Source organism: Reyranella sp. (assembly GCF_004297265.1).
GTDB lineage: Bacteria > Pseudomonadota > Alphaproteobacteria > Reyranellales > Reyranellaceae > Reyranella.
The window spans coordinates 39,006-51,850 of the sequence record NZ_SCUT01000065.1; the positions used below are offsets into that span (position 1 = coordinate 39,006).

Consider the following 12,845-nt stretch of genomic DNA (forward strand, 5'->3'; position numbering starts at 1 on the left):
CAGTTGAAATCCCGCTCGACATCCCGTTCCCGGCGCGCCCCGCCGCTCGGCCTCGCGCTCGACCCTTCCTCGTCCGAGCCGCTGCACCGGCAGATCGGCGAGCAGATGCGGCGCGCCATCCTCGACGGGCGGCTGAAGCCCGGCACGCGCCTGCCCTCGTCGCGTGTGTTGGCGCAGGATCTCGACTGTGCGCGCGGCACGGTCGTTCTGGCCTTCGACCAGCTCGTCGCCGAGGGCTATGTCGTGAGCCAGGCCGGCTCGGCCATGTCGGTTGCGGCGAACCTGCCCGACGAGATGCTGACCGTGCCGCGGACGGGCTCGCCGCTTCAGAGAAGCGCCGTCGCCAAACCGGCTGTCGCGCGGCGGACGCGGGCGTTGCTGGCCGAAGCCTCGCCGCCCGTTCCCGCCGGACCTCCTCTGGCCTTTCCCACCGGGCAGCCCGACCGCGAAGCCTTCCCCTTCGCGCTGTGGGCGAAGCTGCTGGAGCGCGAATGGCGGCGGCCCGGCATCGAGGCGGCGAGCGCCGCCCATCCGTTCGGCCATGCCGGCCTGCGTGAGGCGATCGCCACCTATCTAGGCGTGGCGCGCGGCTTCACCTGCGATCCCGGTTCGGTCGTCGTCACCGCGGGCATCCGCCACGGCCTCTCGCTGTTCGCCGAGGTCGTGCTCGATGCCGGTGACCAAGCCTGGATCGAGGAGCCGGGCTTCGTGGGCGTGCGCGAGGCGCTGGCGACTTCGGGCATCGACGCCGTGCCGGTCGACATCGACGAGTCGGGCTTCTCACCCGAGGCTGCGCTCGCCCTTGCTCCCGATGCGCGGCTGGCGGTCGTGGCGCCGGCGCATCACTTCCCTCTCGGCACCGTGCTCGGCCTGCAGCGCCGTCTCGAGCTGCTGAGCTGGGCCGAGTGCACGAGGGGATGGATCGCCGAAGACGATTTCGACGGCGAGTATCGCTACAGCGGCCGGCCGCTGCCGCCGTTGCGCACCCTCGATCGCTCAGGCCGCGTCGCCTACTTCAGCAGCTTCTCCAAGCTGCTCTTCCCGGCGCTGCGGCTGAGCTTCCTCGTGCTGCCGGCCTCGCTGGTCGAGGCCACCGAGCGCATCATGGACCGCGTCTCGGTCCGCGCCCCGCTGCTGGGCCAGGGCGCGCTGGCGCGCTTCATCGCAGAGGGCCATTTCGCCACGCATCTGCGCCGCACGCGGCAGCTCTATGCCGGCCGCCGCGAAACCCTGCTGCGGGAAGCGGCGCGTCATCTCGATGGGCTTCTCACCATCGCGCCCGATCCGGGCGGCATGCATGTGATCGCCAGCCCCGTGGCGAAACTCGCGCCGCGCTTCGACGACGTTGCGGTGACGGCCGCGGCGGCGGAGGCGGGCCTGACCGTCCAGCCGCTTTCCGTCTGCTATGCCGGCCGCGCGCGGCGGCACGGCCTCATCCTCGGCTATGCCGGAACGCCCGAGGCAGAGATCGAGCGCGCGTTGGTGAAGTTGCGTGACGTAGTGCTGACCGCCGTCACGCCCAGCCGCGAAAGCCGGTCCCCGTTATTGCAAACGAAACTTGGGCAATCCCGCGAGCAGTGACGTCACTTCGGCTTGGCGACTTGTTCCTGTCTTGGCCAGCAAGGCCTTGACCTGACTTCGGACGGTTGCCTGGGTGACACCACCCGCATCGGCAATCTGGGCCACCGACAGTCCCCGCGTTAGATCCCGCGCCACACGCGCTTCACCGGCTGTCAAATCGAAAAGACCTCGAATCAGAGCAGCCTCCGGTGCGTCGGGTGCCATTACCGGTGTTAGGATTAGAAGTGCCAGTCCACCATCGAAGAGTTCACGCGCTTGGCCAGACGTAGGAATAAGATGCACTACGGTAGCATCGCCGGTTGCTGACCTGGCGGCAAAGGAATTGGGACTGGAGCCGGTAGGCTTGAACAGGTTCGCCAACCCCCGCTGCAGGAGCTCACTGGCGATCGGATCTCGCAAGGCTAGTCTATCGCGTGGCAGCCAGCGCACGTGATCGGTCATTTGCTGAACAAGTTCGTTTGCCGCCAGCGCGCGGCCGTCTCGATCAAGCACCGCAGCAGGCAAGCCGATCATCGCCAGCGCCTCTGTCGCCGCACGCAATCGTTGTAAACGCAAACGCGCAGCCAGCAGACCTGCGCGCGCGAGATGCGGGCGATAGGAGTCGAGGGTCGCAACGTCAGCGGCGTTAAACGAGGGAGCATGTTCCAACCGCTGGGCATGGAAGATAAGAAAGTCGCCGGTCGGTACGGAGATGGCGGTTGCCGCGCAATGGTTCCACCCGTGCTCGATCCCCCAGTCCCGTCTCGCTGGCTCTCGCGCCCATTCCGCAGGCGTGAACAAATCGTCATCGGTAAGGAAGCCAGCATGGTCCGCCGCCAGCAGTCGCCGGGTCGTGTCTGATTGCGCGGGAATATCAGACGTCAGGTAGGTCGCAAAAGCCGCTTCCAAAGGCTTCGCGATGCAAGATCCGGTCCAGGCATCCGATCGTCGTGTCAGGAGTACGACACCTGGAGAACTGGCGGCCTCGCCCAGCCTTTCCAGCACGCAGGGCCATTGCTCAGGGAAGACGGCCGCCTCGTAAATCTGCTGAACCAACAACTCCCGGTCGATCATGCAACGAACCTTCAATCAGCTATTCACAGGGTGATACATAAGTCCGCCAACCGGGCGGCAGTGTGTGTTGTCGCGCGGTCCAGCTCGGATCACGCCGTTTTGCCGTCTGAGCATTAGGGCATCCGGTTCGGTCTGCGGGACACAACGTCCCGATGGATCGCCTCACGCTACGCAACCAGAGGAGGTTTAACAACATGCAGAAGGCGCGACGGACTCTGCTCTGACCTGGTCGGGAAGAGTCGGTCAATGCGCGAGCGTAAGCCACCGAACGGAAAGATTGTAGCGCGGTTGAGTTGGGAGCTGACCGAGGTTGCAATCCGCCCTCTCCAGATCCCAGCGAAGTGCCAGTCATCCCCAATTTGAGGGATTAGAACTATGAGGGCTGCGTGTATCGGTCAGATGACTTTCGCGCGCTCACGCGTACAGACGCGAGGCATATGATGGCGAATATCAGCGAGGAACAATACCCTGCCACCGGCGCGCTTATCTCGTCGGTTGGTGAGCAATACGATCCCAGCGGGTTGGATCTGCTCGATCGTTGGAACCGGCATCAGCGGTGGTTCGACGAACGAGCCGCCGCTTCGGTCGATCCGTATTGCAAGACGACGCTGGGCCGCATCGGTCCGGCGGGCGAGATGCGCACGAGGGCCGGCAAGATACATAGTGGGGTCAACTTCGCCTCGCAGGACTATCTTTCCCTGTCGAGCCACCCCGGCATCGTCGCTGCCGCGAATACGGCCATCGAGAGATTCGGAGTCCACAGCGCCGGTTCGCCTGCGCTCATGGGCAACACCGCGCTGTCGGCCGAACTCGAAGGGCGGCTGGCGGCGTTCCTTGGTTACCGTGACAGCACGGTCTTCGCCACGGGATGGGCAGCCGGTTACGGAATTATCAAAACGCTGGTCCAGCCCCACGATTACATCGTCATCGACATGCTTGCCCATGCCTCGCTGCAGGAAGGGGCGCGCAACGCGACCAGGAACGTCTTCAGCGTGCCGCATTTGTCCAACGCCGGCGTGGCGCGGCGACTCGAACACATCAGGCGCGACAGGCCGGAGGCCGGAATTCTCGTCGTCACTGAAACCGTCTTTTCGATGGATAGCGACGTGCCCGACCTCGTGGGCCTCCTCGAGGTCTGCAGGCGCTGGAACGCCACCCTGCTTGTCGACGCCGCCCACGATCTCGGTGCCTTGGGTCCAACGGGACGTGGCGTGATCGAGCGGCAGGGCCTCGTCGGCCAGATCGATGTCCTGATGGGCAGCTTCTCCAAGACCTTTGCCTCGAATGGCGGCTATGTCGCCAGCAATCATCCGGCGCTGAAGCTCGCGTTGCGCTCTTCGTGCGGGCCGCTGACCTTTTCCAATGCTCTCTCGCCGGTGCAGTGCGCGATCGTCCTCAAGGCGCTGGACATTGTGCAGTCCGAGGAAGGCTGTGGAAGACGGGAGCGCCTGCATCGGAATGCGCTTAGGCTTCGTGCAGGACTGGAGGGCGCGGGCTTCAAAATCCTAGGTGAACCCAGCCCCATCGTGCCGGCTATTCTCGGCGATAGCGCCATCTCTCGGCTGGCGACGCGATATGCGCTCGAAGGCGGCGCGCTCGTGAACATGGCGGAGCATCCGGCTGTGCCGATGAATGCCTGCCGGTGGCGACTGCAGGTGATGGCAGATCATAGCGACGTGCAGATCGGCCGGATGATCGATGTCGCCATCGCGGCCAGAGCACGAGCGGGCATGCACCTCGCCAGCATTGCGTGGTTGCGTCCGGAAAGCGGGCTCTCCACTCAGACCGCGGCTGAGGAGGGTTCGTTGCATGTCGCTTCCTGATCTCGCCCTGCGCCGAACTTCCGACCACTTGCCCCGGCCGATCGAAGACCCGCGCGACACCGACTTGGCAATTGCCGTTGACCAGAGCCGCCCCCCTTTGCCGCTGGGTGCAGTCTTGTTGGAGAACGTCGAGCGTTTCCCGCACATCCGCGTGGTCCGCGACTATGGCGTACTGCGCCAGATCGGGAGGCTCCGCCACCGCCAGTATGTGGAGGGTCAGGGCAAGCCCTATGCCTCGATGGTCCTCGACCCCAATTGCCTGATCGAACCCGGCGATTTCAGCGCAGTCAACATTTACGCCACCGACTCCAGGGGCATCTCCTGCGCGATGCGGATCGGCGCTGTATCGGACCCGTGCAATCGGCATGCAGAGCTGTTCTTGCGCACCGCGGCCCGGTTCGACGTCCCGGTCGAAAGAACGCTCACTTGTACACGCTTGGTCCGCGCGCCGCGACACAGCGGCCGGCACGCGGTCGATCTTGTCCGGTTCGTGCGATGGCAGGCGGTCAACGCCGGCTGGCGCTACTGCATCATGCAGACCGCGGAGAGACTCGTGCCGTTCTTCCGCAAGCTCGAGTTCCTCGAGACCGGAATCTGGGCAGACGATCCGGCTGCGGGTCGCTTGCAGGTGCTGATTCTCGATACGAAGTCACAGCCGGTGCGAGAGCGGGAGGTCATCTGTGCTCGATAGTGATCTGAGGGAGAGTGATGGTCTGCGGAATCTCCTTTCCTGCATCGGCGAAGCCCAGGAGCGGTTCGCCGAACTCCTGAAGTCGTATCTGCTGGAACATCCGACGACGGTCGATCAGTACATCCGATACCTGTCGTTCCAGTATCATCTCACCAAGGACGTGCAGCGCTACTTCCTCGCCATCGCCGCGCATGGCGACCTCGCCCGACGGCGCGGCCTGCGCGACTTCCTCTGCAGCTTCGCCAACGAGGAAGAACTGCACTACCTGGTGGCGGCCAACGACCTGGCGAAGCTCGGCCTTCGGCCCCTGCCTATGCCGTTCGACGTCGAACTCTGGCACACCTACTTCAGCAAGGTGGTGGTCGAGCGGCCTTTCGTTCGGTTGGGTGCCGCCGCCATCCTGGAGAACATCTCCGATGGCGTCGCCAAGGAATGGGTCAGGAAGGCGCTGCAGGGGTCTTTCCTGACACGCGACAACACCAAGTTCCTGGTCCTCCACCAACACGAGGCGTTGCCGCACGGCCAGCAGATCCTGGCGGCTATTGAAGAGGCTCACCTCGAGCCGGGGCACTTCGCCGATCTGAACGAGGGCGCACGCAAAGGCACGGTCCTCTACCTGCGGATGGCTGAGTGGGCCATCCGGCCACATACCCTTTCCTCGATCTGCGATCGCGACACGCTCGACCTCGATCATTGCGAGGAGGAACGCATCCGGACGTTCTCGATGGAAGAACTTGGCTCACAGGCGGCGTGACAATGCCGCCAATGCTGGCCTTCGGCTGTCATCACGGGAGCACTTTGATGCCTGATACCGCCTATGTTCAGCAAGCATCGCCGGCTTACTTGGGTGACAGCGCTGCCGTGGCGGCCCTCGACGAAGAGCTGGATCGGCATTGGTCGGCGATTCAGTCGGGTCGAGAAGCGCAGGACGTCCAGAAACTTGCCGCGTTTCTGGCGGAAATGTGGGATGCGGCGACTGAGACGAGCAAGGTCGCCGAGGTGGCCACCGTCATCCGCCGACATCCGATCATGGATGTATTGATGGAGGATACCTTCAACAAACGTTACCCATTCGCCGCGAAGTTTCGAGATGTCTGCCGAGGTCTGGAAATCCCGCTTGCCGGTGCGAGCAGGAGGTCCCGTCCCCGGCGGGTGCTCGTGACGGGCGCTTCCCGTGGAATTGGTGCCGGAATCTCGTTGGCTTTGGCCCAGCGCGGCCTGGAGGTCGCCATCTGCTATCGCGAGAAGCGCCGCCGGGCCGCTGGGGTGGCCAGTACCATCGAAGCGCTCGGCCAGAAGTGCCATTTGATCGAAGGTGATCTTTCTCGCGACGATGAACCCGAGATTGTTGCTCGGAAGGCTCTGGATCACGGGCCAATCGATGCAATCGTTCTGAACGCCAGCGGCGGATTGGAGGCGGGCAAGGGGCTCTCCTACGCGCTTGCGCTCAACTGCTTCGCTCAGATTGCCCTCGTCTCGGCCCTGATCCCGAGATGCGACGACGGCCTCGCCATCATCTACGTGACCAGCCATGGCGCGCATTTCTACCCGGGTAAACCGGTCCTTCCGATTTACGAGAAAGTAGCGCACTCGAAGCAGCGCGGTGAGCAAACCCTGAGGCGCATGGTCTCGCTCGCTTCCAGCCGGCGACCCAATCTCAGGGTCGTAAGTGGAGACATCATCGAAGGCACGACAACTGCAATGCTGTTGGATCGCGCCGTGCCGGGCTTCGTGGCACGTCGTAAGCGGCAGGTTGGGCGGCTGCCGACCATCGGTGAATTCAGTTCGATGATCGCCGCTGCGACAGTCGAGGAGATGAAAGGCATCGACATCTCGACCCGCTATTGCGGCTCGACTGCTCCCTATCTCATTCCGGAGTAGGAATCCGTGATGGCGGCAGTGGGAGCGGGTTCCTTTCGGGTCGAGCAGCTGAACCTGCGCGACTCCCAAAAGTGCGAGGCCTACTTCCGGTTTCGCAGCGAATATTTCGGCCATTATCTCGGCTGGGAGGTGCTGGGTGAAGACGGCGTCGACCGCGACGACATCGATGCTCAGTCCGCGCACTTCTGCCTGATCGTCGGAGACGGCACTGTCGCGGGAAGCATCCGGGTGACTCCCCCCATGGCGCGACGTTGGATGCTCGATATGCGGCCATTTTCTGATCTGATCGAGCATGGCCTCGATCCCAACTATCCGCGGGCCCAGTCGGCCGAAGTCTCGCGCCTGGGCGCCCTGCCTGGCGTTGCAGGCCTGACGGATGACCGGGGATATACGGCCGCTCAGGCCTTGCGCCGCGCCGCCTACCAGCATTCCATTCGATCCGGCAGCCGCTATTGGTACGTCATCGCCTATCGGGCGCTGATCGAACGGTTGCGGCGCGTCGACTACCTGCCATTCAAGATCATCAGCCCCACCGTCCGATTCGACCCGCGAGGCAGAACTTGCGTGGCTTGCCTCGACTTGGCGGAGGCCTATGTGCGTATGGCTCTTGGCGACCCGGCCTTCCTGGAATGGAACAATGCTGGGGTTCCAATGCCTGACTTGGCAGTCTTGATGGGAAGCGGGATGGAGAATCGATAGCTCGGCCTGCGTTTGGGGCCCGTTGGTCTGGTCACGCCCAGCCGCCGGCGTGGGGCAGGACGTGCCCGGTGATGAAGCCGGCGCCGTCGGAGCAGAGGAAGCAGATCGTGGCGCCCAGCTCTTCTGACTTGCCGAGGCGGCCGAGCGGGATCTGTGCCGTCATCTTGGCCATGGCCTCGCTGTTGGCGAGCAGCGCCGGCGGGAAGTAGTCGGGGTTCTCGACATAGTTCGAGCCGACCGCGTTCACCGTGATGCCGTCGCGGCCCAGCTCCTTGGCGAGCGAGGAGACGAGACCGTTGCCGGCGGCGCGCGCCGAGACATAGGGCGCGTAGTTGGCAATGCCGCGCAGCGGGGCCGCCGAGGAGACGAACACGATGCGGCCCGACTTGCGCTTGCGCATCGACGGCGCGACGAGCTGCGTCAGCCGGAACGGCGCCACGGCCATGACTTCCAACGCATCGCGGAAATCCTCGATCCGGGCCTCGCCGAGCGGCGCGCGCAGGGCGGGATAGGCGTCGTTGTTGACCAGTGCGTCGATGTGACCATGCCGCTTCAGGGCGAGTTCGACCATCGTCGCCGGCTCGGTCGCCGAGAGGGCATGGGCGCCCGGGAACTCCGCCTCGTACTTGCGCCGTGCGCTCGGCGCCTCGAACGACGGATCGTGCGCCAGGACGGTCGCGCCCTGGGCCAAAGCGACCCTTGTGGTGCCGTGGCCTGCGAATTTCTCGACGTTGGTGATCAGGATGACCCGGTCTTTAAGCGTCATGGCGATTCCTCTAGGTTGCGGCCCCATGGACCGAGCCTCCCCCGACGATCCTAGCGCAGCCCGCCCCGAGGGCCAGACCCTCGAGGATCTGGCCCCGGACGGCCGTGCGTCCTTCGGTTTCCGCGACGTGCCGGCTGCCGAAAAGGCCGGGCTGGTGCGCGAGGTCTTCGCCAGCGTGGCGCCGCGCTACGACCTGATGAACGACCTGATGTCGGGCGGGGTTCACCGGCTCTGGAAGAACGCCATGGTCGATGTGGTCAATCCGCGGCCGGGCGAGAAGCTTCTGGACGTGGCCGGCGGCACCGGCGACATCGCTTTCCGCCTGCTGCGTCGTCAGGGCGAACGGCCCGACGTCACCGTCTGCGACATCAATCCGGCGATGCTCGAGGTCGGGCGCGACCGTGCCGTCGATCGCGGTCTGCTGCAGGGGCTCACCTGGACGACGGGCGATGCGGAACACCTGCCGTTCCCGGACCGCTCGTTCGACGCCTACACGATCGCCTTCGGCCTGCGGAACGTCACCGACATCGACCAGGCGCTGCGCGACGCCCATCGCGTCCTGAAGCCGGGCGGGCGCTTCTACTGCCTCGAATTCAGCAAGGTGACCTCGGCGCCGGTCGCCAGCGTCTACGATGCCTATTCCGAGCGCGCCCTGCCGTTCTTCGGCAAGGTCATCGCCCGGGACGCCGACTCCTACCGTTACCTGCACGAGAGCATCCGCCGCTTCCCGCCGCAGCACGAGCTGGCGGAGCGCATGCGGGCGGCCGGGTTCGCCAACGTCTCCTGGCGCAACATGTCGCTCGGTGTCGTGGCCCTGCATCAGGGCTGGCGCATCTAGATGTTCCGTGCACTCCGCAACGGCTGGCGCCTGCTGCGCATGGCGGTGAGCTTCGCGCGCCATGACGCGCTGTTTCCGCTCGAGACGCTGGGCATCGCGCCGGCGCTGATCGCCTGGGCGCGCCTGTTTGCGCCGCGCAGCGACCTGCGCCGTCCGGGCGAGCGGCTGGCGGCGGCGCTGCAGGACATGGGCCCCTCGTTCATCAAGCTCGGCCAGGCACTGTCGACCCGCGCCGACCTGCTGAGCGAGGAGGTCGCCGCCGATCTCGCGCGCCTTCAGGACCATATCCCGGCGTTTCCCGGCAGCGAGGCCCGCCGCATCATCGAAAGCGAGCTGGGCCAGCCGCTCGGCGCGATCTTCTCGAGCTTCGACGACGTGCCGGTGGCGGCGGCGTCGATCGCGCAGGTTCATTTCGCGGTCACGACCGATGGCCGCGACGTCGCCGTGAAGGTGCTGCGGCCGGGCATCGAGAAGGCCTTCGAGCAGGACCTCGATCTCTTCTACTGGATGGCCGAGCTGGTCGAGCGCACGCAGCCGCGCTTCCGCCGCCTGAAGCCGGTCGAATCGGTGCGCGCCTTCGCCGACGTGGTGCGGGTCGAGATGGACCTGCGCATGGAGGCCGCGGCGGCCGAGGAGCTGGGGGAGAACTTCGCCGACGATCCGAACTATCGCGCACCCACGATCGACTGGGACCGCACGGCCGAGCGCGTGATGACGCAGGAGCGGGTCGACGGCATCCCGATCGGCGACCGCGACGCCATCATCGCCGCCGGGCACGATCCGCACGAGATCATGCGGAAGTGCGCCGAGGCCTTCTTCTATCAGGTGTTCCGCGACGGCTTCTTCCATGCCGACATGCATGGCGGCAACGCCTTCGTCGACCGCCAGGGCCGCATCGTGCCGGTTGATTTCGGAATCATGGGGCGGGTCGACTCCGATACGCGCGGCTATCTCGCCGAGCTGCTGGTCGCCTTCCTGCGCCGCGACTATCGCGCCGTCGCCGAGGTCCAGTTCCGGGCGGGCTACGTGCCGCCCGACCAGTCGCTCGAGATCTTCGCGCAGGCCTGCCGCTCGATCGGCGAGCCGATCTTCGGCAAGCCCAGCCACCAGATCTCGATCGCCCGCCTGCTGGCGCAGATGCTGCGGGTCACCGAGCAGTTCGAAATGAGCGCGCAGCCGCAGCTCCTGCTGCTGCAGAAGACCATGCTGATGGCCGAGGGCATGGGCACCAAGCTCAATCCCAACGTCAACATCTGGGAGCTGGCGCGGCCCCTGATCGAGGACTGGATGGTCACCCATTTCGGCCCGCGCGCCACGGTGGGCCGCGCGGTCGACGATCTCGCCCAGGGCCTGCGCCGCCTGCCGCGCCTGATCGACAGCCTGCACGTGGTGGCCGAGCACGAGCGCCGCAAGGCCGAGCGCAACGCGGACCAGCCGTCCCAGAGCAACCGGTCGCGCCCGCGCTTTGCCGAAATCGTGGCCGTTCTCGCGCTGATCGCCGCCATCGCCGCGTGGTGGCACTGACCCGTGAGCACCGATCAAATCGTCATCGGGCTGGCGATCTTCCTGCTCGCTGGCACCGTCAAGGGACTGGTCGGACTGGGTCTCCCGGCCATCTCCATCGCACTGATGTCGCTTTTTCTGCCGCTGTCGGAGGCGATCGCCCTGATCGCACTGCCGACGGTCGTCACCAACGTCTGGCAGGCGTCGGTCGGTGGCCATTTCTGGCACATCGTGCGCCGACAGTGGCCGCTGATCCTGCCGCTCGCGGTGGTGCTCTACCTGACGGTCTGGCTGGTCGGCCAGAAGGGCCCCGGCTGGGCCTTCCTGGTGCTGGGCACGGTGCTGATCATTTACAGCACGCTCGGCCTGTTCCGCATACGACTCACGATCCACGCCGATCTCGAGAAGCCGCTGGCGCCCGTCATCGGCGTCGTGTCGGGCTTCGTGGCGGGCGTGGTCGGCGTGCCGATCGTTCCGCTGATGCCCTATCTCCAGGGGCTCGACATCAAACCGGTCGAACTCGTGCAGACTTTGGGGGTGGTGCTGTGCGCCACGTCCCTGACGCTGACGGCGTCGCTGCTGTTCTTCGGCGTGCTCGACGGGCCGCGGGCGATCGTCTCGGGGGCCGCGATCGTGCCGGCCATCGGCGGCATGTGGCTCGGCCAGCAGATCCGCTCGCGCCTCTCGGTCGAGCAGTTCCGCCTGGCCGTGTTCTGGGCGCTGCTGGCCACCGGCCTCTATACTGTCGTCACCCGGCTCTTGTGATAGGCTGAAAGCCATGTTGCACGGCAAGCGTATCCTGCTGATCGTCGCGGGCGGCATTGCCGCCTTCAAGTCGCTGGATCTGATCCGGCGCCTGCGCGAACGTGGCGCCTCGGTGCGCTGCGTGCTCACCGAGGCCGGCGCGAAATTCGTGACGCCGCTCTCGCTGCAGGCCCTGACGGAGGACCGCGTCTACAGCGACATGTTCTCGCTGACCGACGAGAGCGAGATGGGCCATATCCAGCTCTCGCGCGACGCCGACCTGCTGGTCGTGGCGCCCGCCACCGCCAACCTGCTGGCGCGCATGGCCGGCGGCCTGGCCGACGATCTCGCCGCGACCGTGCTGCTCGCCACCGACAAGCCGGTGCTCGCGGCGCCGGCGATGAACGTGCGCATGTGGACGCATGCCGCGACCGTGGCGAATGTCGAGACGCTGAAGAAGCGCGGCGTCACCTTCGTCGGCCCGAACGACGGCGCCATGGCCTGTAACGAATTCGGTCCCGGCCGCATGTCCGAGCCGCTCGAGATCGTGGCGGCGATCGAGGCGATGCTGGTGCGCGACCGGCCGCTCGCCGGCAGGCGCGCGCTGGTGACCTCCGGTCCGACGCGCGAGGCGCTCGATCCGGTGCGCTTCATCTCCAATCATTCCTCGGGCAAGCAGGGCCATGCCATCGCCGCGGCGCTGGCCGAGCTCGGCGCCGACGTGACCCTGGTGAGCGGACCGGTCGCCGTGCCCGATCCGACGGGCGTTAAGGTCGTGCGGGTGGAATCGGCCGACCAGATGCTGGCGGCCAGCCTGGAGGCCGGGGCGCTCGACATCGCCGTCTGCGCCGCCGCCGTGGCCGACTGGAAGGCTGCCAGGCCGGCCACCGGCAAGATCAAGAAACAGGCAGGCGCCCCGCCGCCGGCGCTCGAACTGGCGCCCAACCCCGACATCCTGGCGACGCTCTCCAAGGCCGGACCCCGGCGGCCGGCACTGGTGGTGGGCTTCGCCGCCGAGACCGAGAACGTGGTGGCCAATGCCGTCGACAAGCGCACCCGCAAGGGCTGCGACTGGATCGTGGCCAACGACGTGTCGCCGGCCACCGGCACTTTCGGCGGCGAGCGCAACACGGTGCATCTCATCACGGAAGCGGGCGTCGAGGACTGGCCACCGCTCGGCAAGGGCGATGTCGCCATGCGGCTCGCGGGCCGGATCGCGCTGCATCTCGCGCAGGCAGGCAAGAAGCAGGCTGCGGAGTAATTCAA

The 12,845-nt window shown here is 66.0% G+C and carries 12 protein-coding genes; 10 read left to right on the forward strand and 2 right to left on the reverse strand.

Annotation, left to right across the window (positions count from 1 at the left end; all coding sequences use genetic code 11):
• The first annotated feature begins 3 nt into the window (after window positions 1-3).
• Entirely contained in the window at window positions 4-1,581 is a 1,578-nt protein-coding gene (locus tag EPO41_RS29160) for a PLP-dependent aminotransferase family protein (protein WP_296333063.1), read from the forward strand.
• On the opposite strand, the gene EPO41_RS29165 is transcribed toward EPO41_RS29160, so the two are convergent.
• Entirely contained in the window at window positions 1,543-2,634 is a 1,092-nt protein-coding gene (locus tag EPO41_RS29165; RefSeq protein ID WP_296333066.1) for a LuxR family transcriptional regulator, read from the reverse strand. The two genes, EPO41_RS29160 and EPO41_RS29165, sit on opposite strands and share 39 nt — an antisense overlap.
• Before the next feature lie 437 nt (window positions 2,635-3,071).
• On the opposite strand from EPO41_RS29165, the gene EPO41_RS29170 reads away from it, so the two are divergent.
• The 5 genes from EPO41_RS29170 to EPO41_RS29190 are packed head-to-tail and all read left to right on the forward strand — an operon-like array spanning window position 3,072 to window position 7,728.
• Window positions 3,072-4,457, forward strand: coding sequence for an aminotransferase class I/II-fold pyridoxal phosphate-dependent enzyme (locus EPO41_RS29170; protein ID WP_296333070.1), 1,386 nt, complete (start codon window positions 3,072-3,074; stop codon window positions 4,455-4,457).
• Complete coding sequence (locus EPO41_RS29175) at window positions 4,444-5,148, forward strand: hypothetical protein (protein WP_296333072.1); 705 nt, start codon at window positions 4,444-4,446, stop codon at window positions 5,146-5,148. Before EPO41_RS29170 ends, EPO41_RS29175 begins: the two co-directional genes overlap by 14 nt.
• Window positions 5,138-5,902 (forward strand): iron-containing redox enzyme family protein, encoded by a 765-nt coding sequence (locus EPO41_RS29180; protein WP_296333073.1) that lies wholly within the window; start codon window positions 5,138-5,140, stop codon window positions 5,900-5,902. Before EPO41_RS29175 ends, EPO41_RS29180 begins: the two co-directional genes overlap by 11 nt.
• 47 nt (window positions 5,903-5,949) lie before the next feature.
• Window positions 5,950-7,029, forward strand: a complete 1,080-nt coding sequence (locus EPO41_RS29185) for an SDR family oxidoreductase (protein ID WP_296333076.1) — start codon at window positions 5,950-5,952, stop codon at window positions 7,027-7,029.
• A gap of 9 nt (window positions 7,030-7,038) precedes the next feature.
• Window positions 7,039-7,728: an acyl-homoserine-lactone synthase gene (locus EPO41_RS29190; RefSeq protein WP_296333077.1), complete on the forward strand. Its 690-nt coding sequence runs from the start codon at window positions 7,039-7,041 to the stop codon at window positions 7,726-7,728.
• Between the two features lie 31 nt (window positions 7,729-7,759).
• Here the strand turns inward: EPO41_RS29190 and EPO41_RS29195 are convergent, their stop codons facing one another.
• On the reverse strand, window positions 7,760-8,494 hold the full coding sequence (locus tag EPO41_RS29195) for an SDR family oxidoreductase (protein ID WP_296333080.1): 735 nt from the start codon (window positions 8,492-8,494) through the stop codon (window positions 7,760-7,762).
• Window positions 8,495-8,519: 25 nt separating this feature from the next.
• Here EPO41_RS29195 and ubiE point away from each other — a divergent pair, with 25 nt between their 5' ends.
• Genes ubiE through coaBC form a run of 4 tightly spaced genes read left to right on the forward strand, consistent with a single transcriptional unit; the run spans window position 8,520 to window position 12,840 of the window.
• Window positions 8,520-9,332, forward strand: a complete 813-nt coding sequence (ubiE, locus tag EPO41_RS29200; RefSeq protein ID WP_296333082.1) for a bifunctional demethylmenaquinone methyltransferase/2-methoxy-6-polyprenyl-1,4-benzoquinol methylase UbiE — start codon at window positions 8,520-8,522, stop codon at window positions 9,330-9,332.
• Window positions 9,333-10,856: a 2-polyprenylphenol 6-hydroxylase gene (gene ubiB, locus EPO41_RS29205; protein WP_296333087.1), complete on the forward strand. Its 1,524-nt coding sequence runs from the start codon at window positions 9,333-9,335 to the stop codon at window positions 10,854-10,856. It abuts the gene before it with no gap.
• A 3-nt stretch (window positions 10,857-10,859) separates the two neighbouring features.
• Window positions 10,860-11,600 carry a sulfite exporter TauE/SafE family protein gene (locus tag EPO41_RS29210; protein ID WP_296333090.1) on the forward strand — a complete coding sequence of 247 codons (741 nt, stop codon included), beginning with the start codon at window positions 10,860-10,862 and terminating at the stop codon, window positions 11,598-11,600.
• Between the two features lie 13 nt (window positions 11,601-11,613).
• The gene (gene coaBC, locus EPO41_RS29215; protein WP_296333091.1) at window positions 11,614-12,840 is read left to right on the forward strand and encodes a bifunctional phosphopantothenoylcysteine decarboxylase/phosphopantothenate--cysteine ligase CoaBC; all 1,227 of its coding nucleotides are present in this window, start codon (window positions 11,614-11,616) and stop codon (window positions 12,838-12,840) included.
• Window positions 12,841-12,845 lie beyond the last annotated feature (5 nt).

What these genes read in the sequence shown, in the direction of transcription:
- EPO41_RS29185 (WP_296333076.1), top strand. Translation starts at nt 5,950, where the DNA reads ATGCCTGATACCGCCTATGTTCAGCAAGCATCGCCGGCTTACTTGGGT.
- EPO41_RS29170 (WP_296333070.1), top strand. Translation starts at nt 3,072, where the DNA reads ATGATGGCGAATATCAGCGAGGAACAATACCCTGCCACCGGCGCGCTT.
- ubiE (WP_296333082.1), top strand. Translation starts at nt 8,520, where the DNA reads ATGGACCGAGCCTCCCCCGACGATCCTAGCGCAGCCCGCCCCGAGGGC.
- EPO41_RS29195 (WP_296333080.1), bottom strand. Translation starts at nt 8,494, where the DNA reads ATGACGCTTAAAGACCGGGTCATCCTGATCACCAACGTCGAGAAATTC.
- ubiB (WP_296333087.1), top strand. Translation starts at nt 9,333, where the DNA reads ATGTTCCGTGCACTCCGCAACGGCTGGCGCCTGCTGCGCATGGCGGTG.
- EPO41_RS29190 (WP_296333077.1), top strand. Translation starts at nt 7,039, where the DNA reads ATGGCGGCAGTGGGAGCGGGTTCCTTTCGGGTCGAGCAGCTGAACCTG.
- EPO41_RS29175 (WP_296333072.1), top strand. Translation starts at nt 4,444, where the DNA reads ATGTCGCTTCCTGATCTCGCCCTGCGCCGAACTTCCGACCACTTGCCC.
- coaBC (WP_296333091.1), top strand. Translation starts at nt 11,614, where the DNA reads ATGTTGCACGGCAAGCGTATCCTGCTGATCGTCGCGGGCGGCATTGCC.
- EPO41_RS29165 (WP_296333066.1), bottom strand. Translation starts at nt 2,634, where the DNA reads ATGATCGACCGGGAGTTGTTGGTTCAGCAGATTTACGAGGCGGCCGTC.